Source organism: Streptomyces zingiberis (assembly GCF_012034935.1).
In the GTDB taxonomy this organism is placed as follows: domain Bacteria; phylum Actinomycetota; class Actinomycetes; order Streptomycetales; family Streptomycetaceae; genus Streptomyces; species Streptomyces zingiberis.
On record NZ_JAATEN010000009.1, the window covers coordinates 138,093 to 159,153 of the forward strand.

The 21,061-nt window shown below is 74.0% G+C and carries 22 protein-coding genes; 11 read left to right on the plus strand and 11 right to left on the minus strand.

Annotated elements, in window-relative coordinates:
* The first annotated feature begins 67 nt into the window (after window positions 1-67).
* Both HCK00_RS14305 and HCK00_RS14310 read left to right on the plus strand, forming a co-directional pair.
* Window positions 68-490, plus strand: a complete 423-nt coding sequence (locus HCK00_RS14305) for an Hsp20/alpha crystallin family protein (protein WP_168102288.1) — start codon at window positions 68-70, stop codon at window positions 488-490.
* Window positions 491-649: 159 nt separating this feature from the next.
* Window positions 650-1,072: a DUF2267 domain-containing protein gene (locus HCK00_RS14310; RefSeq protein WP_168102289.1), complete on the plus strand. Its 423-nt coding sequence runs from the start codon at window positions 650-652 to the stop codon at window positions 1,070-1,072.
* 96 nt (window positions 1,073-1,168) lie between these two features.
* Here the strand turns inward: HCK00_RS14310 and HCK00_RS14315 are convergent, their stop codons facing one another.
* Entirely contained in the window at window positions 1,169-1,471 is a 303-nt protein-coding gene (locus HCK00_RS14315) for a hypothetical protein (RefSeq protein ID WP_168102290.1), read from the minus strand.
* Between the two features lie 233 nt (window positions 1,472-1,704).
* Between HCK00_RS14315 and HCK00_RS14320 the strand changes: the two genes are divergently transcribed.
* The 3 genes from HCK00_RS14320 to HCK00_RS14330 all read left to right on the plus strand — a co-directional run bounded on the left by HCK00_RS14320 (window position 1,705) and on the right by HCK00_RS14330 (window position 2,885).
* Window positions 1,705-2,058, plus strand: a complete 354-nt coding sequence (locus HCK00_RS14320) for a PRC-barrel domain-containing protein (protein ID WP_168102291.1) — start codon at window positions 1,705-1,707, stop codon at window positions 2,056-2,058.
* A gap of 38 nt (window positions 2,059-2,096) precedes the next feature.
* Window positions 2,097-2,276, plus strand: coding sequence for a hypothetical protein (locus HCK00_RS14325; protein ID WP_168102292.1), 180 nt, complete (start codon window positions 2,097-2,099; stop codon window positions 2,274-2,276).
* Between the two features lie 222 nt (window positions 2,277-2,498).
* Window positions 2,499-2,885 (plus strand): DUF2267 domain-containing protein, encoded by a 387-nt coding sequence (locus tag HCK00_RS14330; protein ID WP_168102293.1) that lies wholly within the window; start codon window positions 2,499-2,501, stop codon window positions 2,883-2,885.
* 129 nt (window positions 2,886-3,014) lie between these two features.
* Here the strand turns inward: HCK00_RS14330 and HCK00_RS14335 are convergent, their stop codons facing one another.
* Window positions 3,015-5,039, minus strand: coding sequence for a CocE/NonD family hydrolase (locus tag HCK00_RS14335; RefSeq protein WP_168102294.1), 2,025 nt, complete (start codon window positions 5,037-5,039; stop codon window positions 3,015-3,017).
* A gap of 3 nt (window positions 5,040-5,042) precedes the next feature.
* The gene (locus HCK00_RS14340) at window positions 5,043-6,344 is read right to left on the minus strand and encodes an ATP-grasp domain-containing protein (RefSeq protein WP_168102295.1); all 1,302 of its coding nucleotides are present in this window, start codon (window positions 6,342-6,344) and stop codon (window positions 5,043-5,045) included.
* 134 nt (window positions 6,345-6,478) lie between these two features.
* Between HCK00_RS14340 and HCK00_RS14345 the strand changes: the two genes are divergently transcribed.
* Window positions 6,479-7,462, plus strand: a complete 984-nt coding sequence (locus HCK00_RS14345) for an aldo/keto reductase (protein ID WP_168102296.1) — start codon at window positions 6,479-6,481, stop codon at window positions 7,460-7,462.
* A 31-nt stretch (window positions 7,463-7,493) separates the two neighbouring features.
* On the opposite strand, the gene HCK00_RS14350 is transcribed toward HCK00_RS14345, so the two are convergent.
* Together HCK00_RS14350 and HCK00_RS14355 are read right to left on the minus strand one after the other, a co-directional pair.
* Window positions 7,494-9,077 (minus strand): SDR family oxidoreductase, encoded by a 1,584-nt coding sequence (locus HCK00_RS14350; RefSeq protein WP_168102369.1) that lies wholly within the window; start codon window positions 9,075-9,077, stop codon window positions 7,494-7,496.
* A 1,055-nt stretch (window positions 9,078-10,132) separates the two neighbouring features.
* A complete protein-coding gene (locus HCK00_RS14355; RefSeq protein ID WP_168102297.1) occupies window positions 10,133-10,504 on the minus strand; it encodes an STAS domain-containing protein in 372 nt (123 codons plus the stop codon).
* A 683-nt stretch (window positions 10,505-11,187) separates the two neighbouring features.
* On the opposite strand from HCK00_RS14355, the gene HCK00_RS14360 reads away from it, so the two are divergent.
* Window positions 11,188-11,562 (plus strand): Hsp15 family ribosome-associated heat shock protein, encoded by a 375-nt coding sequence (locus HCK00_RS14360; protein WP_168102298.1) that lies wholly within the window; start codon window positions 11,188-11,190, stop codon window positions 11,560-11,562.
* A 147-nt stretch (window positions 11,563-11,709) separates the two neighbouring features.
* On the opposite strand, the gene HCK00_RS14365 is transcribed toward HCK00_RS14360, so the two are convergent.
* Complete coding sequence (locus HCK00_RS14365; RefSeq protein WP_168102299.1) at window positions 11,710-11,886, minus strand: hypothetical protein; 177 nt, start codon at window positions 11,884-11,886, stop codon at window positions 11,710-11,712.
* 396 nt (window positions 11,887-12,282) lie between these two features.
* Here HCK00_RS14365 and HCK00_RS14370 point away from each other — a divergent pair, with 396 nt between their 5' ends.
* The 3 genes from HCK00_RS14370 (at window position 12,283) to HCK00_RS14380 (ending at window position 14,805) form a co-directional block, all read left to right on the plus strand.
* Window positions 12,283-12,597, plus strand: a complete 315-nt coding sequence (locus HCK00_RS14370; RefSeq protein WP_168102300.1) for a DMT family transporter — start codon at window positions 12,283-12,285, stop codon at window positions 12,595-12,597.
* A gap of 147 nt (window positions 12,598-12,744) precedes the next feature.
* A complete protein-coding gene (locus tag HCK00_RS14375; protein ID WP_168102301.1) occupies window positions 12,745-13,194 on the plus strand; it encodes an SRPBCC family protein in 450 nt (149 codons plus the stop codon).
* Between the two features lie 192 nt (window positions 13,195-13,386).
* Complete coding sequence (locus HCK00_RS14380) at window positions 13,387-14,805, plus strand: lysine N(6)-hydroxylase/L-ornithine N(5)-oxygenase family protein (RefSeq protein WP_168102302.1); 1,419 nt, start codon at window positions 13,387-13,389, stop codon at window positions 14,803-14,805.
* A 47-nt stretch (window positions 14,806-14,852) separates the two neighbouring features.
* On the opposite strand, the gene HCK00_RS14385 is transcribed toward HCK00_RS14380, so the two are convergent.
* From HCK00_RS14385 to HCK00_RS14400, 4 genes are all read right to left on the minus strand, one after another.
* Complete coding sequence (locus tag HCK00_RS14385; RefSeq protein WP_168102303.1) at window positions 14,853-15,293, minus strand: YchJ family protein; 441 nt, start codon at window positions 15,291-15,293, stop codon at window positions 14,853-14,855.
* An 87-nt stretch (window positions 15,294-15,380) separates the two neighbouring features.
* Window positions 15,381-15,734 carry a hypothetical protein gene (locus tag HCK00_RS14390; RefSeq protein ID WP_311765320.1) on the minus strand — a complete coding sequence of 118 codons (354 nt, stop codon included), beginning with the start codon at window positions 15,732-15,734 and terminating at the stop codon, window positions 15,381-15,383.
* A gap of 7 nt (window positions 15,735-15,741) precedes the next feature.
* Window positions 15,742-17,478: an aa3-type cytochrome oxidase subunit I gene (gene ctaD, locus HCK00_RS14395; protein WP_168102305.1), complete on the minus strand. Its 1,737-nt coding sequence runs from the start codon at window positions 17,476-17,478 to the stop codon at window positions 15,742-15,744.
* 313 nt (window positions 17,479-17,791) lie between these two features.
* The gene (locus HCK00_RS14400; protein WP_168102306.1) at window positions 17,792-19,903 is read right to left on the minus strand and encodes a SpoIIE family protein phosphatase; all 2,112 of its coding nucleotides are present in this window, start codon (window positions 19,901-19,903) and stop codon (window positions 17,792-17,794) included.
* Between the two features lie 200 nt (window positions 19,904-20,103).
* Here HCK00_RS14400 and HCK00_RS14405 point away from each other — a divergent pair, with 200 nt between their 5' ends.
* Window positions 20,104-20,664, plus strand: coding sequence for a hemerythrin domain-containing protein (locus HCK00_RS14405; protein WP_168102307.1), 561 nt, complete (start codon window positions 20,104-20,106; stop codon window positions 20,662-20,664).
* 60 nt (window positions 20,665-20,724) lie between these two features.
* Here the strand turns inward: HCK00_RS14405 and HCK00_RS14410 are convergent, their stop codons facing one another.
* The gene (locus HCK00_RS14410; RefSeq protein WP_168102308.1) at window positions 20,725-20,973 is read right to left on the minus strand and encodes a hypothetical protein; all 249 of its coding nucleotides are present in this window, start codon (window positions 20,971-20,973) and stop codon (window positions 20,725-20,727) included.
* Between the last annotated feature and the right edge of the window lie 88 nt (window positions 20,974-21,061).

Consider the following 21,061-nt stretch of genomic DNA (forward strand, 5'->3'; position numbering starts at 1 on the left):
CGTGCGGTGTATATAAGAAGTGTCCAGGGCATCGCTTCCAGTGCCATACGGAGGGAGTTGACCCGTGATGCTCATGCGTACCGACCCGTTCCGCGACCTCGACCGGTTCGCCCAGCAGGTGTTCGACAGCGTCACCCGCCCCGCGGGTGTCCCCATGGACGCCTACCGCTCGGGGGACGAGTTCGTCGTCCACTTCGACCTCCCGGGCGTCGACCCGGAGAGCATCGACCTCGACGTCGAGCGGAACGTCCTCACCGTCCGCGCCGACCGCCGTTCGCCCGCACCCGAGGGGGCCGAGGTGATCGCCTCCGAGCGGCCGCAGGGCAGCTTCAGCCGGCAGCTCTTCCTGGGGGACACCCTCGACACCGAGCGGATCGAGGCCGCCTACGAGTCCGGGGTGCTGACGCTCCGCATCCCGGTCGCCGAGCAGGCCAAGCCGCGCAAGATCCAGATCGTGGGCGGCGGCGGGCGCAGGCAGATCCGTTCCTGACCCACCCCTGTGTGCCGCGGCCGGGACCACGGCCGCGGCACCCCTGTGCCCGGCCCGCGGGGGGAACCACGTGTCCCCGGGGCGCCGCCGGACGCCGGCCACCGTCATGCCGGGCCGGTGACACGCCGTCCTGACGAAAGGAAGAGGAGGAGCGCGCGTATGCGCTGGAGTGAGTTCGTCGAGCGGGTCCGCGAACGCGGGGAGTACCCCACCGGCCGGGAGGCCGAGCGGGTGAGCCGGACGGTCCTGCCGGCGCTCGCCGGGCAACTGGACCGGGAGGAGCGCGACCTGCTGGCCCGCAGGCTGCCTCCGGAGGCGGCCCGGCTGGTCACCGCGCGGGGACCCGCGACACCTCCGCTGCCGGCCGCCGCGTTCGTGGACGCGATCGCCGCCCGGACCGAGGGGGCCACTCCGGCGACCGCCCGCTGGGACACCAGTTCGGTGCTGAGCGTGGTGGCGGACGCGATGGACCGCGGCGAGCTGGACCGGCTCATGGCCCGGCTGCCGGGCGGCTACGCCCTGCTGTTCGGGCGGGCCCGGCTCGTCCCCGACCGGCCGGCCCGCGAAGCCGAACCGGTCTGACGGCCGGCTGTCCTCCGCCCGGGCACGCGCGGCGCCCCGGGCACCGCCGGGCGGGGGACGCCCTCCTCGATGGGGTTCCGCCCCGTCCCGGGGGTTCTACCGCGGCCGTTCCCCGGGGCGCCGCCGTACCCCGCGGGCTTCCTCCGCCGCCCGCCGGCGTCCTGCCATACCGATGACCCGGGCGCCCTCACGGGCGGGGCCGCCCGCGGCCTCCGCCCCGTCCGCCCCGCCGGTGTCACCCGCGCCGTCCGCACCGCCCGCGGATCCCGCCGGCGGACCGCTGTCCTGTCCGGTGCCGCCTGGGTCCCGGCCCTCCAGGGCGGCCAGAGCCTGTTCGAAGCTCTCGCCCGTCACCTGCATCCGGACCCGCGCCAGGCGCTGCACCTCTTCGCTCGCCACGCGCCCAGGATAGGCCCTGCGGGCACCTCCTTCCGCCACCAGAGGGACGCGGGCGGAACGGAGTCCGCCCCTCCGGGGCCGCCCGCGCCGGACAGCTCGGCCGGGCCTCTTCCGTACCTCCGTCGGGGGGCCCGATTGGGCCGCTCGCGGGTTCTCGCCGCGCGCGCCGGGCCCGGCCGAGGTAGGACGGAGGAGGGCGCACCGGACGGTGGGCCGGAGGACGGAGGCAGACGGTGTTCGAGGCCGAGAACATCAGGGACTGGCGGGGCCATGACGTGGTGGACGCCGACGAGCGCAAGATCGGTGAGCTGGAAGCCGTCTATGTGGACACCACCACGGACCAGCCGGCCTTCGCCACCGTCTTCACCGGGCTGCCCACCCGGCGCCGGCTCGTGTTCGTCCCCCTGGACGGGGCCACCGTGGGGCCGGGCCGGGTGAAGGTGGGTGTCTCCCGCAAGCTCGCCCGAGCGGCCCCCTCCATCCCGCGTGACGGTGAACTCCTCGCCGAGCGCGAGGAAGAGGTCTTCAGCCATTACGAACGCCCGTACGGGCACCGCCCCGGGGAGCGCCGGCTCGCCCGGCGCTGATCCGCGGTCACACCGGACAGCCGAAGGGAAGTGCCCTCATGGCCCTGTTCCTGTTCCTCGTCCTCGTCGCGGTCGGTCTGGGCATCGCCGGCGTGGTGGTGAAAGGACTCTTCTACCTGCTGATCGTCGGCGCCGCGGTGTTCCTGGCCGCGCTGGTGCTGCTCGGGGTGGTCCTGTCCCGCCGCCGTCACCCGCCCCGCCACCGGATGCCGCGGTGAAGCGGCCGCCGTGTCACGGACCCGCCGTGCCCCGGCCGGGGCGGTCCCGCCGGGGGCCGCGAGCCACCGGCGGGCGCCGGTTTGAAGCGGGCGGCACCAGGTACCTCGAGGGGGACGCACGCCGTCCCGCGCGGGACGGCGGCCACCCGGGTCCGCCGTACGACGAGGTCACCACGGGCCCGGATCCCGTCCGGCCCCGGTCCCCGGAGGAGTGAGCCGGCCATGTCCTACGGAGCTTTTCTCGATGCCGTGCGCGAACGCGGCGGCTACACCGCCGACGAGGCGGACGCGGCCACCCGCGCCGTCCTGGCCGCGCTGGGCACCCGGCTGACGCCCGACGCCGCCGGGCGCCTCGCCGAACAGATGCCCGAGCCCCTGGCCGACCCGGTGAACGACGCCGAGGCCGCCGCCCGCGACTGGGGGGTACGCCGGTTCATCGCCCAGGTGGCGGGGCTGACCGGACAGGACGAGGAGGGCGCCCGGGTGGCCGCCCACGCGGTGCTGTCGGCGCTGGCCGGGTACCTCGGCCGCGAGGAGCGGGACCTGCTGCTCTCCCGGCTGCCCGTGGAGTACGCGGTGCTGTTCGGCCACCCCGAACCGGCCCGCTGACACCGGGCGGGGCCGGCCGGCCCGCCCGGTGCCGCCCGGCCCGGCACAGCATGGCGCGGCGCCCGTCCGGGAGGTGTCCGGCCGGGCGCCGCGCCGTGCCGGGCCGCGGGGGTGTCCCCGGTCCCGGGTTCAGAGGTGGTCGCGGGGCAGCGTCTCGTTCCAGGTGCGGGAGAAGACCCGCTCCCCGCCCTCGTAGCCGTCGAGGGTGGCGTGGAGCAGGAAGTCCGTACCGGTGCAGCGGAGCACCGTACGGGTCTCGGTCCGCACCTCCCAGTCGCCCCGCCGGAACGTCATCGTCCAGGCGGACTCGCCGCGTGGCGACAGGAAGTCGTCCGCCACCGAGTCGTAGCGCTCGTAGGCGCGGCGGTGGGTGTCGAGGCCGATGTCCTCGAAGCGCACCTCCCCGGCGTCCTTGACGATCTCCAGGGTCGCGTTGTAGCCGACCAGGTCACGGGAGACGGTCCAGCGCTGCTCCCCGGGGGTGAGCTGGGTGGTGGCCAGCGGCGGTGTCCCTTCCGGCTCCTCGAACGGCTGGTCGGTCACCTCGTCGGGCTCGGCCGTCGGGCGCACCGGCAGCGTCAGCGTGGAGGCGCCGGAGTACACCGTCAGCAGGACGGGCTCCGGCGGCGGCCAGGCCAGCGGCCAGTAGGAGGTGGACAGCGAGAGCCGGATCCGGTGCCCGGGCGGGAAGGCCTGCGCCGTGCCGTTGAGCTGCACCACGGCCCGGTACCGCTCACCGGGGATCAGCGGCTCCGGCGCGTCGCGGCCGTCCCGCCGGGTGAGGTTGAGCAGCCCGTAACTCACCCGCGTGGCCCGGCCGTCGGGGGCCACGTCCGACAGCCGGGCGGCGACCATCGCCACCGGCTGGTTCACCGAGAGCTCCAGCTCCACCGTCGGCGCGCCGAGGATCTCCACCCGTTCGGTGAGCGGGCCGGTGTCGAACACCATCGACCCGCCGTCCTCCTCCCGCTGGTCGTAGGGGAGGTCCGGCGGCGCGTTGTACGAGGCCCACTTGCCCGCGAACTGGCCGACGGAGAGGGGCGACTGCACCGTCAGTTCCTCCTCGGGCGGTGTCTCGCCCGGCTCGCCCACGCGGTGCCGGCTCAGGGGGTACGACACCCGCTCGATGTGCGGGGACGGCCATTCCGGCTCGCCCACCCAGCGGCCGGGCCGCTCCTCGTAGGAGGTAGAGGGCGGGACGCTCTCCTGCATCCAGGTGCGCAGCATCGGGCCGTCCATCGCGCCGTTGTCGGCGCCCTTCAGCCAGTGGTCCCACCACCGGACGACCTCCTGGAGGTAGCCGATGGCGGGGCCCGGCTCGCCCAGGTGCGGATACTTGTGCGACCAGGGGCCGATGAGCCCGCGGCGGGGCACGTCCAGGTTCCCCAGCAGCCGGGTCACGGCGTTGGAGTAGCCGTCCGCCCAGCCGCTCGACGCCAGGACCGGCACCTGGACGGCGCCGTAGTCCTCGCAGACCGAGGCGTGCCGCCAGTAGTCGTCCCGCCGCTGGTGGCGCAGCCACTCGGCCACCCAGGGGCCGCTGTTCTCCAGCCGCTCCCGCCACATCTCCCGCCAGCGCTCGCCGACCAGGGCGGGGTCCGGGGGACAGGTGGCGTAGGCGAACATCGTGCCCGCCTCGCCGAGGTTGTCCGAGAGCAGGCAGCCGCCCATGTAGTGCATGTCGTCGGCGTACCGGTCGTCGGTGAACGAGGCGATGACGATCGCCTTGAGGCTCGGGGGACGGCGCGCGGCCACCTGCAGCGAGCTGAAGGCACCCCAGGAGATGCCCATCATCCCGGTGGTGCCGTCGCACCACGGCTGCGCGGCGAGCCAGGCGAGCACGTCCTCCGCGTCGCTCTGTTCCACCTCCAGGTACTCGTCGCGCAGCACGCCCTCGGACTCACCGGTGCCGCGGATGTCGACCCGCACGCAGGCGTAGCCGTGACCGGCCATGTACGGGTGGTGGATCGAGTCCCGGACGGACGACAGGTCACGCTTGCGGTACGGGATGTACTCCAGCACCGCGGGGACCGGTTCGTCGTCCGAGGAGGTGGGGCGCCAGATCCGGGCGGAGAGCCGCGTCCCGTCGGAGACCGGTATCCATACGTGTTCCTCTTCCCTGACCGCGCAGGGCAGGCTGGTGACCGTTCGCATCGCTCAGTGCAGCTCCCCGTCAGGCGCGGCGTCGAACTCGAAGGGCAGCGCCGCCACGCACCGGTCGTACTTCTCGCGGAGTTCCCGCTCGCTGTCCGCCCCGATGAACAGGTGGGCGAGTTCGAAGCTGTAGCTGTCCTGGCCGGGCATCGCGGAGAGGCGGTCACCCTGCCGGGGCACGATCTCGATCTTCACGCCGGGAATCTCGGCCTCCACCCGCTCGACCTCCTCGCGGGTCGGCACCCGGCGCGCCACGCCGTCCTCGAAGCGCCGGTGGTACCACTTGGCGGCCACCTCGTACGGGCCGGCGGCGTCCGGGAGCCGCGGGTCCCGGCCGAGGGCCAGGCTGAGCATGCAGTGGTGGTTCGGCACGCCGTCGACGTACTCGAACATCTCGGCGTGGGACTGCGAGTGGCGGGGGTTGATCTCCAGCAGGTTCAGCCGGTCGGTCTCCTTGTCGTAGAAGTACTCGATGCTGAACGTGGCGGAGTCCATGCCGATCTGCCGCATCACCCGGGTGGAGACGTCCTTGATGCGCTCGCAGACGTGCCGGGGGAGCAGCTGGCTCGGGTACTGGTGGCGCAGGAAGCTGGAGCTGTCGGGGTAGTTCACCGAGTCGAGCACGCCGTAGACGGTGACCTCGCCGTTGTGGACGTACCCCTCACAGGCGAACTGCTCGCCCGTCAGGGTCTCCTCCGCCAGCACGGCCTGCCCGCCGGCCTCCGCGACCTCCGCCGGCAGGTCGAGCTGGTCCAGGATGTACTCGAACGGCTTGCCCACGCGCGAGATCCCCTCCCGGATCTCGGCCATCGCGTCGTGGAACTCCTTCTCGTTGTCCACCCCGAAGGCCAGTTCGGAGGAGAAGGACTTCACCGGCTTCAGCCACATCGGGAACTCCAGCCCCGACGGCGGACGGACATCCTCCGCGAACGGGTCGAGCACGGCGAACTTCGGGTGCTCCTCAATGACCTTCCGCTGCTCCAGCCGGCTCCAGTACTTGTGCTCACACTTGACGATGGATTCCAGATTGGTGCTCCGCAGCCCGTAGCGCTCGGCCAGGAGCGGCACCAGCGTGCTCACCGGGAAGTCCCAGTACCCGACGACGGCGTCGACACTGCCGTCGAAGGCGTCCAGCTCGCGCTGCGCCTTGTCGATGAGGTCCGCGATCGGGATGTCGCCGATCTGGAGTTCCTCGATCGTCAGCAGCGGGTGGAACCGGTACTCCCCGGCATGCGGGACGGCCCGCAACGTGTCCAGGTTCGACTCGTCCATTCCGATGACGAAGATGTTCTTCACCGGGCTCATGCGCGGTCCTTTGCAGGTCGTCGGCCTCTTCCGTGAAACCTGCGGCTACCCGGCCGCCCATCCGGCAATCTCCCGGGTGGTCCCGGCGACCGCACCGTGGATTCTCCCCCTCCGGCCGAACTTATGATCGAGCCATGGAACAGCGAGTACTGGGCAGGACGGGCCGCGCGGTGTCCGTCGTCGGACTGGGAACATGGCAGCTCGGAGGGGACTGGGGCGAGGTGCGGGAGACCGACGCCCTCGCCGTCCTGGACGCCGCCGCCGAGGCGGGCGTCACCTTCTTCGACACCGCCGACGTCTACGGGGACGGGCGCAGCGAGCGGCTGATCGGCCGCTGGCTGCGCGAGCACCCGGACACCGGCACCTTCGTCGCCACCAAGATGGGCCGCCGTGTGGAGCAGCGCCCCGAGCACTACACCCTGGAGAACTTCCGCCTGTGGACCGACCGGTCGCGGGCCAACCTCGGTGTGGAGACCCTGGACCTCGTCCAGCTCCACTGCCCGCCGACGGCGGTGTACTCCTCGGACGCCGTGTTCGACGCCCTGGACACCCTGGTCGCCGAGGAGCGGGTGGCCGCCTACGCCGTGAGCGTGGAGACCTGTGAGGAGGCGCTGGCCGCCATCGCCCGGCCGGGGACGGCGAGCGTCCAGATCATCCTCAACCCGTTCCGCCTCAAGCCGCTGGAGCGGGTGGTGCCCGCGGCGGCCGAGGCGGGTGTCGGCATCATCGCGCGGGTGCCGCTCGCCTCCGGGCTGCTCTCCGGCCGCTACACCCATGAGACCGCCTTCGGCCCGGACGACCACCGGACGTTCAACCGCCACGGCGAGGCGTTCGACCAGGGGGAGACCTTCTCCGGCGTCGACTTCGCCACCGGGGTCACGGCCGCGTCCGAGTTCGCCGGGCTGGCGCCGGAGGGCGCCACGCCCGCGGCCACGGCGCTGCGCTGGATCGTCCAGCAGCCGGGCGTCTCCTCCGTGATCCCCGGGGCGCGCTCGCCCGAGCAGGCACGGGCCAACGCGGCCGCCGCCGCGCTGCCGCCCCTGCCGGAGGCGACCTCGGCGGCCGTCCGTGAGCTGTACGACCGCAGCATCCGCCCGCAGGTGCACCACCGCTGGTGACCCGGGGCCGGTCCCGCCGGCGCGCCGCCGCTCACCCCCGGCCCGGCCCGCCACCGCGTCGCCGGGCCGGTCCCGCCGGCCCCTCCGCCGCCGCCCCCGCCCCGGCCGGGGGCGGCGCGCCGGGGGACCCGTCCCCCGTTCCGTCGCCCGCCCCGCGCTCCGCGGCGGAGGCGATGTTCCGCGCCATGCCGCCGAAGACCAGGGCGTGCAGGGGAGCGACGCCCCACCAGTAGAGATGGCCGGCGAAACCCCGGGGGTGGAACACCGAGCGCTGCCGGTAGACCGTGCGGCCCCGCTCGTCCCGGCCGACCCGCATCTCCAGCCAGGCCAGACCCGGCAGCCGCATCTCCGCCCGCAGCCGCAGCAGCCGGCCCGGCTCGATCTCCTCGACCCGCCAGAAGTCGAGTTCGTCCCCCGCGCGGAGCCGCTGCGGGTCCCGGCGGCCGCGCCGGAGCCCCACCCCGCCCGCCACCTGGTCGGCCCAGCCCCGCAGGGTCCACGCGGCCGGCGCCGAGTACCAGCCGTTCCGTCCGCCGATTCCCTCGATCACCCGCCACACCGCCTCGGGCGGGGCGTCGACGACGGTTCGCCGGTGGTCGGTGTAGAGATCGCCGCCCGCCCAGCCGGGGTCGGTGGGCAGCGGGTCGCCGGGCGTCCCCGGGACGGAGGCCGCGGTCCACCGGGTGGCCACGTCGGCCTCCTTGATCCGCTGCACGGCCAGCTCCAGCGACCGCCGGAAGCCGGTCAGCCCCCCGGGCGGGTCGGGGACGTAACCGGCGATGTCGTGCTCCCGGCAGACCACCTCGTGCCGGAGCGACTCCGTCAGAGGCCGCGCCAGCCGGCCCGGCACCGGGGTGACCAGCCCGATCCACAGGCTGGACAGCCGCGGGCTCAGCACCGGCACCGGGAGGACCAGCCGCCGGGGCAGCCCCGCCACCCGCGCGTACTGCCGCATCATCTCCCGGTACGTCAGGACGTCCGGACCGCAGACGTCGAACGCGCGGTTCACCTCCGCGGGCAGCCGCGCGCATCCCACCAGGTACCGCAGAACGTCCCGGACGGCGATGGGCTGGATCGGCGTTCGCACCCAGCGGGGCGTCACCATGGCGGGCAGCCGCTCGGTGAGATGGCGGAGCATCTCGAACGAGGCCGACCCCGAGCCGATGACCACCGCCGCCCGCAGCACCGCGGCCGGCACCTCGCACTCCAGCAGGATCCGCCCCACCTCGGCCCGTGACCGCAGGTGGGGCGAGAGGTCCTGCTCGGGGACGCCCGCCGGCGTCAGCCCGCCCAGGTACACGATCCGCGAGAGCCCCGCCCGCCGCGCCTCCCCGGCGAAGACGGTGGCGGCGCGCCGGTCCCGCTCCTCGAAGTCCGGGCCGCCGCCGAGGGAGTGCACGAGGTAGTAGGCGACGTCCATGCCGCGCATCGCGGAGCGCACCGACGCGGCGTCGGTGACGTCACCCCGGACGACCTCGGCGCGTCCGGCCCACGGATGGTCGCGGAGCTTGGCCGGGGTGCGGGCGAGACAGCGTACCGAGTGCCCGGCCTCCAGCAGCGCGGGCACCAGCCGGCCGCCGACATAGCCCGAGGCGCCGGTGACCAGGCAGCGCAGCCCACCCTCGGCCGGACGCTCCTCCTCACCGCCACCCCGCGCGCCGTCCCGCTCCTTCCGCCCCTCGGGGCTGTCGCCGCTCGTTCCCGTCCCCACATCGCCTCCCGGGGTCGGCCGCTCCCCGGCGGGGCGGCGGGTGTCTCGGCGCGGACGTGCGGACGCGCCGCGTCCTCACTCTGGTCACGCCCGTCCGCCGCCGCCAGCGGGAGCCTCCATCCGGGGGACCGGCCGGCGGTGTGGACGCGACCCGCCGCCGGCCGGTCCGAGGCGGGCGCGGAAGAAGGTGGTGGCGGCACGGTGGCCGTGGGGCCGGGGCATCCTGGCGCGCGCCGTCCTTGCCGGCGACCAGGCCGTACGTTCACAGGACCAGGTGGACGGCGGCACCGGCGACGAGGCAGGTCCGGGCGGAGGACGCGTTCGGCGCCATGACGAGCCCGGCCGCATCGAAGACCAGACGGACGGTGCGTGGGGGCCGGAGAGCTGGAAGAACCCGGGCGGCAACGCCTCGGAGAGGCGCCCCGCGAGGGCCGTTGTCGGATATCCGGTGGTGACGCCGGGGATGAGGCCGAGGATTCCGGCGAGCGGGAACACCGTTCGCCCCACCTGCGTGGCCGTGCTCACCGGACCCCGCGGGCAGCTGTTCCACCGCCGCCGTGGAGACTCGTGACCGTCCCGCCTTCTCCTCGGGGGAACGGCTGCGGGGTTTTCCGCGCCGCGGGGGGCGACACGGCGTACCGGATACCTCGTCAGCCCGCCGGGGAACAGCCGCCGGAAGGATTTCCGGCTCGAATCCCCTTGTGCGACAGGAGATTCGGCGCTGCGGGAACCGGGGTGGAAACCTGTGCCGGCGAGGTGAGGAATGCGGAAGTCGCGGCGGCCGGGGCCGTGGAAACGGCGGAAACGAAAAAGCCCCCGGCCGGGAGGCCAGGGGTGGGGCGGGAAGGCCGGGGGCCGGGTCCCGTCCCGGTGCGTCGGAGGGCCCGTGGTGCGCGGAGCATCCGGCACACGTGCCGTGGTTCCGCGATCCCGGCCCGGTGTGGCGGGGGTCCGCGCCGTTACGCGGTGAGATGGGCCTCCCGGCCCGCCCCCCGGGGTGGTTCGGGCAGCAGGGAACCGGCCACGGTGAGCACACGGCGCGGCTGACGGCCCCAGTTGACCGTGCGCACCGCCACCCGGTGCTCGTGTCCGTAGGCGGTCAGGAACCGCAGGAAGTGAAGTCCGGCGACATCCATGAAGGTGACGTCGGCCATGTCGAGCACCACGCCGCCGTTGCCGGCGGACAGTTCGCCCATGGCCCGGTACAGCAGGGGCGCGGACCCGAAGTCGACCTCCCCCCACGGGGCGACCACGGATTCACCGTGGTCCGCCCGCGTCTGCACCCCCGCGTACTCGGGGGGCGAGGAAGACAGGTCTGTTTTTGAAGGCATGGCCTCATGATGCTCACACTTTCGCGCTCCTGTCCACGTCTACAGCTGAGCGTGCTATGTCCACCGAAACGGTTCCCCCACTTCGGCGGTGGCCGGGAAAGCGTCGTGCCCACGGCTTATGGCGGCATTTTCCGGCGGCGTGCCCGCGATGTCGGTGATGGCGGCACCACCCGCCCGTCCGCGGCTCCACGCAACCGTTCTGGCCTGCGGGTTTGTGTCCGGTGAAGCGCTGCACCCGACGTTTCCGGAGCGAGGGGAAATCCGGTGGAACCACGGTTTCCCGGAGGGGGGCCGCCTCCGGAATATTCCTGACGGAGCGCCTCCCGGGATCTTCGATATTTCCGCTCCGGCGCACTGGATTTCGGCAACCGCGGCCGGCGCCGTGCCGCCGGAAATGCGACTCCGGCCACATCTGTGGGCACAGGTGTTCATCCCGCGTCCGGGACCGCATCCATGAGGTCGCGCGGGTCACCTGGAGGCCCGGCCCCGTGTGATCCGAGGTCGCCGCCCCCGCCCGGCGCGTCCTGCCCGGGGGAAGGCCGCGGTCATCGCCCGCGGCCGTGGGGGATCGCGACGCGGTGGAGCGTGCCCGGACGACGGCCCGTGCCCGGGCGGCACTGCTGACCTGTGGCGTCCGTCCCCGTGCGGGCCCGGCCGCCCGCTCCGGCGGTAAGGTCGGGCACATGGTTGCGGGCGAGGGAGCGGTACGCGTCGACAGCTGGATCTGGTCCGTGCGGCTGGCGAAGACCCGGTCCATGGCGGCCACTGCCTGCCGGGCCGGCCACGTCCGGGTCAACGGTGAGCGGGTCAAGCCGGCCCATCAGGTGAAGCAGGGGGACGAGGTGCGGCTGCGCCTGGCGGGCCGGGAGCGGATCGTCGTGGTGAAGGCCCTGCTCCGCAAGCGTGTGGGAGCCCCGGCCGCCGTCGAGGCCTACCTCGACAAGAGCCCGCCGCCGCCTCCGCGGGAGGAACTGGCCGTGGTGCCTCACCGGGACCGCGGCGCCGGCCGCCCCACCAAGCGCGACCGCCGCGAGACCGAGCGGCTGCGCGGGCGCTGACCTCCAGGGAGACCGCCTCCTGGAACGCCGGCTCCGACTCAGCTCCGGCCCCGGCGCCGGCTGCCGGGGTCGCCGGCGTCCGCCGGCGGGCGCCGTGCTCACCGCCCGGGACGGCGAACCGTCCCGGGCGGGCCGGGGAGGGAGTGGTCAGCCCCGCTGTTCCCGGAGCCGCCGCTGGCGCTGGATCCCCGGACCGTGCCAGTCCAGGGCCTCGGCCGCCTCGCGCCGGATCTCCTCGGCGGTGTTCCGGGCGTCGGCGACCACGTCGCCGTGTTCGTTCAGCAGTTGCTGGTAGATCGGGGGATGGGCGGCCGAGGTGGTCACTGTGCGGTCCTTCGGGTCGGGTCACGGAGAGGGCTCCGTGGTGTACAGCGACCATGATCTCGCAGGTGTTTCCCGGCTGGGGAGCGCCCGGGCGTTCACGGGGGCGCGTACCTGGGCGGCGCGCTCCGGGTGGCGGCCCGGCCGGGGCCCCACGCCGTGCCTGCCTCGTGCGCGCTCCGCGCGGCGCGGTCCGTCGGGGGGAAGCCGGAAGTCCTCTCGGGCGGTTTCCCGGCGGACCCGCCATCCCCGCTCCGACGGCAGCGGACGGCCGCCCCGGCGCCGCGGAATGTCAAGCGCGGTCCGGAGGCGGCCCCGGCCGCCGGGTGTGAGAGGTTGACGGGGAGACGGCCCGGTCTCCCGGAGCCGGGCCGCGGAGCGGGAAGTGGGAGGGCGGGCATGGCCTGGACCGTGCTGATTCTGTCGGGGGTGCTGGAGGCCGTGTGGGCCACGGCGCTCGACCGGTCGCAGGGGTTCAGCCGACCTGGCCCCAGCGTGCTCTTCGTGGCCGCCCTGGGCCTGAGCATGGCCGGGCTGGCCTACGCGCTGCGGGAGGTGCCCGTCGGCACCGGCTACGCGGTCTGGGTGGGCATCGGCGCCGTACTCACCGCCGCCTGGGCCATGGCCACCGGGGGCGAGGCGGTGTCCGTGGCGAAACTGCTGCTGCTCGCCGGGATCATCGGCTGCGTGGCGGGCCTGAAGTTCCTCCACTGACGGGCCCGTTCCGCGGGCCGGTTCCTTCACCCGCGGTGCGTTCAGGGACGGATCGCCCGGATTTCCGCGTTCCGGTACGCATCGAGCGCCACCCCCCGGGGCAGGCGGAGCGGCGTACCGACACGACGAGGTGAGGAGCGGACCGGCATGTCGAAGGTCGAGGAATCCATCGAGGTCGGCGTCCCCGTGCGGACCGCGTACGACCAGTGGACGCAGTTCGAGGAGTTCCCGCGGTTCATGGAGGGCGTCGAGCGGATCGAGCAGAAGACGCCGACCCTGACCCACTGGGTGACGGAGATCGGCGGGATGAAGCGGGAGTTCGACGCCGAGATCACCGAGCAGATCCCCGACGAGCGTGTCGCCTGGACCACCGTCGACGGTGAGGTCCGGCAGGCGGGCGTGGTCACCTTCCACCGCCTGGACGACACGCGGACGAAGATCATGCTCCAGCTGGACCACGACCCCCAGGGCATCGCGGACTCCGTCGGCGACAAACTGGGCTTCGTCCGGAAGCAGGCCGTGGGGGACCTGGGGCGTTTCAAATCGTTCATCGAGTCCCGCGGAGCGGAGACCGGCGCCTGGCGCGGCCAGGTCTGACGGCCCGGCGGACCGCCACGGGCGGACGGAAGGGACCGGTGGGGCCCCGGCGCACCGCCGGGGCCCCACCGGCCGTTCCGCATGCGGAACGGCCCGCCGCAGCGGCTTGGCAACCGGGCCCCTCCCGGCTACCCTCTCCTGGATTTCCGCCGGTGAGCCGGGGCCCCGGCTCCCCGCAGCCCGGGAGGCGCCGTGCCGCACGAGACCGCGCCGGACCCGGCGGCTCCGCACGGTGAGCCCGCCCGGGAGGGCGCGCCGGCGCACGCCGCGCCGCCCGGCGCCCCCGCGGAGGGTCCGTACGACCTCCTCGGCGTCGGTCTCGGCCCGTTCAACCTCTCCCTGGCCGCCCTGGCCGACGGTGTCCCCGGGCTGCGCGCGCTCTTCCTGGACACCCGGCCGCGGTTCTCCTGGCACCCGGGGCTGCTGCTGGAGGGGACCGTTCTCCAGGTGCCCTTCCTCGCCGACCTGGTCACCATGGCGGACCCCACCAGCCCCTGGTCGTACCTGAACTACCTGCGCGCGCACGACCGCATGTTCCCCTTCTTCTTCTCCGAGCGCTTCCACATCCCGCGCCGCGAGTACGACCACTACTGCCGCTGGGTCGCCGAGCGCCTTCCCTCCTGCCGGTTCGACGCCCGGGTCACCTCGCTCGCCTGGGACGGCGCGGGCGGCGTGTTCCGCGTGACCCACCGCTCGGCCGCCGGCCGGAGCGCCGAGGTGACGGCGCGTCAGGTCGTGCTGGGCGTCGGGACGGAACCCGTGCTCCCCCACGCGCTGCGGATCCCGCCGGGCGGCGACGGGGCGGAGCGGATCGTGCACAGCGCCGCCTACCGTGCCCACCGGAGCCGGCTGGCCGCCGCCGGCGATGTCACCGTGGTCGGCGCCGGGCAGTCGGGCGCCGAGGTCGTCCTGGACCTGCTGCGCCGGCGGAGCGGCGACGGCGAGGCGGGCGGGCCGTTCGTCCGCTGGCTGGCCCGCACCCCCGCCTTCGCCCCCATGGAGTACTCCAAGATCGGCCTGGAGCACTTCACCCCCGACTACATCCGCTACTTCCGCGCCCTGCCGGAGCCCGTACGGGACCGGCTGGTGCGCGAGCAGTGGCAGCTCCACAAGGGCGTCAGCGAGGAAACCCTGGCGGACATCCACGACGAGCTGTACGAGCACACCATCGGCGGCGCCGCGCCCCGCGCCTCCCTCCACCCCGGGGTGGAGGTCACCGGCGCGGAACGGGCCCCCGGTGGGCTGCGGCTGCGCTGCCACCACGTCCAGCAGGACCGCCCCTTCACGCTGCGGACCTCGGCGGTCGTGGCCGCCACCGGCTACGCGGCCCGCCGTCCGCCCTTCCTCGGGCCGCTGGAGCCGCTGGTGGACCGGGACGAGCGGGGGCGGTACCGGATCGACGGTGACTACCGGGTCGCGCTCGACCCCGCCGTCACCGGCGCGCTGTACGTGCAGAACGCGGAACTCCACACCCACGGGGTCGGCGCGCCGGACCTGACCCTGGGCGCCTGGCGCGCCGCGACCATCCTCAACGCCGTCGCCGGGCGCACCGTCCGGCCCGTGCCGGACCAGGTGGCGTGGACGGTGTTCGGCACCCCCGACGGGCCATGAGCGGGACGGGGGTCGCGGGGAACGCAGCCGGTCACCGCCGCCGGACCTCAGCCGCTCTCGCCGGAGACGGCACCGTCCAGATAGACCCAGGCCCCCGCGTCCCGCACGAAGCGGCTCTCCTCCTCCAGGACCCCGGCCCGGCCGCGCCGGATGTGATGCGCGCGGAAGGACACCCGGCCCTCGCTGTGGAACGGGCTGCCACCGTCCGTCGCCAGGATCTCCAGCCGCAGCCAGCGCAGCTCCGGATCGGCCGGGGCCGCCGCCGGCCGGGTCCGCGGATGCCAGCTCCGCAGCAGATACGGCTCGTCGCCGACGGCGAAGGCGCTGTACCGGGAGCGCATCAGCCGCTCCGCGGTGGCCGCGGCCGTCTCACCGCGGTGCAGCCGTCCGCAGCACGCGTCGTAGACCGCGGGCAGCCCGCAGGGGCAGGGCAGGGGCCCCGGGGAAGGGTGTGCGGCGGCCGGCCGGCGGGACGCGCGTCGGGTCATGGCCCCATGGTGCCCGACGGCGGACGGCCGGGTACCGCCGGGGAGCCGTCAGGGACCCGGCCGGCGCGCGGTACGGGCAGCCCGGTCTCAGCGCACCAGGCCGGCGACGGCCAGGGCCCACACGCTCAGCGCCACCGCACTCAGCAGCACGGCCACGGAGGCGCACACCAGCCGGCGGCGGAGCAGCTCGTACCGAGCGCCGTACTCCTCGCGCAACTCGCCGGCGCGCCCCACGACGTGCTCCAGGAGGCGCCGGGTGAGCGCGAGCCGGTCCTGGACGTAACACCCGACGACCTCGGCGCGCTGGGCGGTGGTCAGCCAGGGCAGACGGTCGGCGAAGGCCTCCGCCTCGGCGTGCGCGTCGGCGATGTGGGAGCGGCCGCGCAGGTACCCCTCCAGCTGGGCGAGGCCGGCCTCCACCTCTCCGGGGTCGGGTCGCACGGCCACCTCAGCCCCGGCCGCCGTCGCGGTCCCCGCCGGCCGGGCCGGCCGCCTCGCCGCCCGGCTCGACCGCGTCCCGGCGCCCGGCGTTCTCCTCGTCGTCCAGCAGGGAGATCGCCGGGTGGTGCAGGTCGAACGCCGGGGACTCCGAGCGGACGCGGGGCAGCGTCAGGAAGTTGTGCCGGGGCGGCGGACAGGAGGTGGCCCACTCCAGCGAACGGCCGTAACCCCAGGGGTCGTCCACCCGGACCCGTGGCGAATACCGGGCGGTTTTCCAGACGTTGTAGAGGAACGGGAGGGTGGAGAGGCCGAGCAGGAAGGAACCGATCGTCGACACGGTGTTGAGGGTCGTGAAACCGTCGGCCGCGAGATAGTCGACGTAACGGCGCGGCATTCCCTCGACGCCCAGCCAGTGCTGGACGAGAAAGGTGGCGTGGAAGCCGGTGAACAGCGTCCAGAAATGGATTTTCCCCAGCCGTTCGTCGAGCATCTTCCCGGTGAACTTGGGCCACCAGAAATGGAATCCGGCGAACATCGCGAACACCACGGTGCCGAAGACCACGTAGTGGAAGTGCGCCACCACGAAGTAGCTGTCGGTGACCTCGAAATCCATCGGCGGGGAGGCCAGCAGCACGCCGGTCAGCCCACCGAAGAGGAAGGAGACGAGAAATCCGGTGGCCCACAGCATCGGGGTCTCGAACGACAGCGAGCCGTTCCACATGGTCCCGATCCAGTTGAAGAACTTCACCCCGGTCGGCACGGCGATGAGGAAGGACATGAAGGAGAAGAACGGGAGCAGGACCGCGCCGGTGGGGAACATGTGGTGCGCCCACACCGCCACCGAGAGGCCCGTGATGGCGAGGGTGGCGCCGACCAGCCCGATGTAGCCGAAGATCGGCCGCCGGCTGAAGACGGGGATGATCTCCGTGATGATGCCGAAGAACGGCAGCGCGATGATGTAGACCTCGGGGTGACCGAAGAACCAGAACAGATGCTGCCACAGCAGCGCGCCGCCGTTCGCGGGGTCGTAGACCCGCGCCCCGAACAGCCGGTCCGCCTCCAGGGCGAGCAGCGCGGCCGCCAGCACGGGAAAGGCGATGATCACCAGCACGCTGGTGAGCAGCACGTTCCAGGTGAAGATGGGCATCCGGAACATGGTCATCCCGGGCGCGCGCATGCAGACGATGGTGGTGGCGAAGTTGACGGCGCCGAGGATGGTGCCGAACCCGGAGAGCGCCAGTCCCATGATCCACAGATCGCCCCCCACCCCCGGCGAGTAGGGCTTGGTGGACAGGGGTGTGTAGGCGAACCAGCCGAAGTCCGCCGCTCCCTGCGGGGTGAGGAAGGCGGACAGCGCGATCAGCGAACCGAAGAGATAGAGCCAGTACGACAGCATGTTCAGCCGGGGGAAGGCCACATCGGGCGCCCCGATCTGCAGCGGCATGACGGCGTTGGTGAATCCCGCGAAGAGCGGGGTGGCGAAGATGAGCAGCATGATCGTGCCGTGCATCGTGAACGCCTGGTTGTACTGCTCGTGGGAGAGGATCTGGGTGCCCGGGCGGGCCAGTTCCGCGCGCATGACGAGGGCGAGCGCCCCGGCGAAGAGGAAGAAGACGAACGCCGACACCATGTAGAGGGTGCCGATCTTCTTGTGGTCGGTCGTGCTCAGCCAGTCGACCGCCACTTTCCCGGGGGACGGCCTTCCGGGACGGGTCACGCTCTTCGTCTGGGTGTCCGCGGCCATGTTCGCCTCTCCGCCACCGGCCCGGGGCGTGGGAAGGAATCGGATTGCTCGGGTTTCTCGCGTTGCTCGGTTCCGGGGGCGCCGGCCGCCACCGCGAAAGGCGCGCGTTCGCCGGCGGGCGCGGCACCGTGCCGTCGCTTTGATAACACGGCGGCGGAGCCGGTGGCGGCCCGACTCTGGTACGGGTGGCGACGGAAAGCAAATGAGTGTCACCCGGGTGGCGCAGCCCGTTTCCGGACCGGCCGGCGGGGAATTCCGCCGGGTCCCCGGCTCCCCGGCGCGCCGGGGACCCGGGGACCCGGGTGGGGGCGTCTCAGCGGTCGACGCGGCGTACCGCGAGCAGGGCGACGTCGTCCGGCCGCCCCGCGTCCCCGTCCTCCCGGAGCAGGAAGTCCGCGAGGTCGGCCAGGTCGGCCGGCACCCCCAGGCGCTCCTCGGCCGAACGCAGCCATTCCCGCAGGTCGGTGAGGGTCTGTGTGACGCGGTCGCCGATGTCGGAGCCTTTCCGTTCGACCAAGCCGTCGGTGAAGAGGAGCAGGGTCTCGCCCGGGTCGAGACGGGCCCGCGTGACGGGGTAGCCGGCGTGCGGGACGACCCCGAGCGGTGGCCCGCCCGTGAGCCGCAGTTCCACCGCCGCGCGGGAGGAGAGGAGCAGGGGGTGGGGGTGCCCGGCCCGGGCGCCGACCAGCGACCCGTCGACGGGGTCCAGGACGAGATAGACGCAGGTGGCGAAGAGACCGGTGTCCAGGTCGCCCAGGACCCGGTTGGCCCGGGCGAGGACGTGACCGGGACTCATGCCCGCGTCGGCGCAGGTGCGCAGGACCACCCGGAGCTGGCCCATCACCGCGGAGGCGTGCGCGTCGTGCCCCTGCACGTCCCCGATCACCAGTGCCGCCGTGCCGTCCGGCAGCGGCAGCACGTCGTACCAGTCGCCGCCGACGTACATCTCCCCCGTCGCGGGGAGGTAGCGGGCGTGGGCCCCGAGAAAGGGGAGTTCCGGCAGGCCGCGGGGGAGCATGGCGCGTTGCAGGCCGGTGGACGTGCGGTGTTCGGAGTCGAAGCGGCGGGCGCGTTCGAGGCTCTGGCCGAGGAGGGCCGCGACGGCTGTGTAGAACGTCCGTTCGCCGGCATCGAACTCCCGGGGGCCGGCGAAGGTGATCAGGCAGGCGCCGGTGGACCGCTCCGCGCCGGCCAGCGGAAGGACCACCCACGCCTGCGGGGGCACGGGCCCGGCGGAGGGAAGCCCCGGCGGTCCGGTCCGGTCCGCTCCGCGCGGCCGGCTGATGTCGGCGAGGAACAGTGGCTGGTCCCGCTCCGTCGCGTGCCGCATGGTCTCCAGGCCCGGTGCCTGCAGCGGGCGGGACTCCGGCGCGACCGGGGTCTCCGCCACGACTCTGAGGTGCTCGTGTTCGAGGACGCCGATGACGACGCCCTCCGCGCCGAGCGCCGGCCGGGTGAGGTCCGTCATCACCCGGGTGACGTCCCGCACCGTCACCGCCTGGGCGAGTGAGCGGGCGAGCGTCAGCAGGAAGGCGTCCCGCGACCGGTCGGGGGAGAGGGAGGGCGCGGTGGCCGCCCCGTCGGAGGGCCCGCGCAGCACCAGGCCGAGGGCGCAGGCCGGGCGCCCGTCCCCGCCGGTCAGCACCGTCCCGTGTTCGAGCAGCGGGTGGTGGCTGCCGTCCGGGTGCACCACGCGGTAGTCCAGCCGGTAGGCGCTCCCGCCGCCGGCCGGAGCGCCGGCCGGCGAGGCGGAGGTGGCCGCGGCGCCGGGGGTGCTGACGGCCGACTCGGTCACCTGGGCGATCGCCGCCTGGACCACCGGCAGATCGTCCGGGTGCAGCGCGGAGAAGAAGGTCTCCTCCGCGCCGTCGAACTCCTCCGGGGTGACGCCGTAGAGGGCACAGGCGCGCTCGTCCCAGTGGACGGAGCTCTTCATGAGATCCCAGGCGAAGGCGCCGGCCCCGGTCGCCTCCACCGCCCGGAGCAGCGGCTCGGCGGAGTCCAGGGCGAGGCCCTTCAGCCGGATGGCACAGGCCTGGGCCAGCAGCCGCAGTCCGGAGCCGTCCGGGGACGTGCCCCCTTCCGGGCGGCGCCGGAGCCCGGCCGCGAGCACCCCGAACGTCCGGCCGTCCGCCGTGAGCGGGAGCAGCGCGACGGGTGCCCGCGGCCCGCCGGTCCGCCGTCCCCGGCCTCCGGCCAGCACGGCGGCCGCCGAGCGCCGCGGGCCGGGGGCGGCCGTGGGGCGGGCTGCGTACTCCTCCAGACCGTCCCGTCCCCTCACGTAGATGTGGGTGCGCCCGGCGGCGAGCGGCGCCGGCTCGCCGTCCGGAGCCGCGGTGAGGACGCGGACCATCTCCTGCGGTCCCGCGCAGCGCAGCAGCCGCGGCAGCAGGCGGAGCAGGCCCGGCTGGGCGGCTGGGGCCATGGCACGGCCTTTCCGGGATCGGAACGCGGAAGGAGTGAGGAGTGACGGGGGCGGAGGTGGGGGAGGGCGCGCGGGCACGGACATGCGAGAATCCGCCGCGAGCCGGACAATTATGACTATAAGGGATCGCTGTGGACGTGACGCCGGCCGGCCGGCGGCCGTCCCCGCGGGTGGCCCGGCAGGACGGAGGCAGGGCGGATATGGACGAGGACGCGGACGCCGTCGCGGAGCTGACCGCCGATCACCGCGCGGTCGACGCACTCTTCGAGGAGCTGCAACTGGTGCCGTCCGGGCGGCCGGCGCGCCGCGTGCTGCTCGACCGGGTGACCGTGGCGCTCGTCCGGCACGCGGTGGCCGAGGAGGAGTACCTCTATCCGGCCGTGCGCCGTCACGTCCCGGAGGGCGGCGCGCTCGCCGACCGGGAGATCGCCGGCCACGCGGAGATCGAACGGCTGCTGAAGGACCTGGAGGGCCGCCCGCCGCACGACCCCGGCTTCGACGCCCTCGTCGTCCGGCTGATCAACGAGGTGACCGGCCACGTCCACGACGAGGAACGCCATCTCTTCCCGCTGCTGCGGGAGTCCTGTCCCGGCGGGTTCCTCACCGGGCTGGGCGCGAGGATCCGCCGGGCCGAGCGGACCGCGCCCACCCGGCCCCATCCGGGGCTCCCCGGTACCCCGCCCGCGAACCGGCTGCTCGCGCCGGGAGCCGGACTGGTGGACCGGGTCCGTGACGCCCTCGGCGGGCGCGGGCGCTTCTGACCCCCGCCGCCGGTCCCCTTTCCGGCCGGGGCGCCCGGTGGGCCGCGGCCCACCGGCCCGTCAGATGAGCCGGTGGTGGGGGATCCAGGTGTACTTGCCGCCACCGACCCAGCGCACCACGGCGGGGTCGTCGAGATCCACCTGCGCCAGCCCGGCGTCGTGCGCGAGGGTGACGACATCCGCGAGCGACCCGGCCTTGCCGGCCGGCTCACCGTGGATCTCCACCAGCCGGAACGGCGGCTCCCCCTCGGTGACCGGCCAGACGGTGACCGGCGGGTGCTGGACGAGCGGTTCGTTGATCTCGGTCATGGGATCCATCGTGCGGTCCGTGCCGGTCCGGCGCACGTCCGGCCGTGCGCCGGACCCGCCGCCACCTGGTGCCGGGCGGGCGGACGGG

Bases quoted from the DNA above. Each gene is read 5' to 3' on its own strand.
- HCK00_RS14385 (WP_168102303.1), bottom strand. From the start codon at position 15,293: ATGACCCGACGCGCGTCCCGCCGGCCGGCCGCCGCACACCCTTCCCCG.
- HCK00_RS14345 (WP_168102296.1), top strand. From the start codon at position 6,479: ATGGAACAGCGAGTACTGGGCAGGACGGGCCGCGCGGTGTCCGTCGTC.
- HCK00_RS14410 (WP_168102308.1), bottom strand. From the start codon at position 20,973: ATGACCGAGATCAACGAACCGCTCGTCCAGCACCCGCCGGTCACCGTC.
- HCK00_RS14370 (WP_168102300.1), top strand. From the start codon at position 12,283: ATGGCCTGGACCGTGCTGATTCTGTCGGGGGTGCTGGAGGCCGTGTGG.
- HCK00_RS14325 (WP_168102292.1), top strand. From the start codon at position 2,097: ATGGCCCTGTTCCTGTTCCTCGTCCTCGTCGCGGTCGGTCTGGGCATC.
- HCK00_RS14305 (WP_168102288.1), top strand. From the start codon at position 68: ATGCTCATGCGTACCGACCCGTTCCGCGACCTCGACCGGTTCGCCCAG.
- HCK00_RS14310 (WP_168102289.1), top strand. From the start codon at position 650: ATGCGCTGGAGTGAGTTCGTCGAGCGGGTCCGCGAACGCGGGGAGTAC.
- HCK00_RS14405 (WP_168102307.1), top strand. From the start codon at position 20,104: ATGGACGAGGACGCGGACGCCGTCGCGGAGCTGACCGCCGATCACCGC.
- HCK00_RS14360 (WP_168102298.1), top strand. From the start codon at position 11,188: ATGGTTGCGGGCGAGGGAGCGGTACGCGTCGACAGCTGGATCTGGTCC.
- ctaD (WP_168102305.1), bottom strand. From the start codon at position 17,478: ATGGCCGCGGACACCCAGACGAAGAGCGTGACCCGTCCCGGAAGGCCG.
- HCK00_RS14355 (WP_168102297.1), bottom strand. From the start codon at position 10,504: ATGCCTTCAAAAACAGACCTGTCTTCCTCGCCCCCCGAGTACGCGGGG.
- HCK00_RS14340 (WP_168102295.1), bottom strand. From the start codon at position 6,344: ATGAGCCCGGTGAAGAACATCTTCGTCATCGGAATGGACGAGTCGAAC.
- HCK00_RS14400 (WP_168102306.1), bottom strand. From the start codon at position 19,903: ATGGCCCCAGCCGCCCAGCCGGGCCTGCTCCGCCTGCTGCCGCGGCTG.
- HCK00_RS14335 (WP_168102294.1), bottom strand. From the start codon at position 5,039: ATGCGAACGGTCACCAGCCTGCCCTGCGCGGTCAGGGAAGAGGAACAC.
- HCK00_RS14375 (WP_168102301.1), top strand. From the start codon at position 12,745: ATGTCGAAGGTCGAGGAATCCATCGAGGTCGGCGTCCCCGTGCGGACC.
- HCK00_RS14330 (WP_168102293.1), top strand. From the start codon at position 2,499: ATGTCCTACGGAGCTTTTCTCGATGCCGTGCGCGAACGCGGCGGCTAC.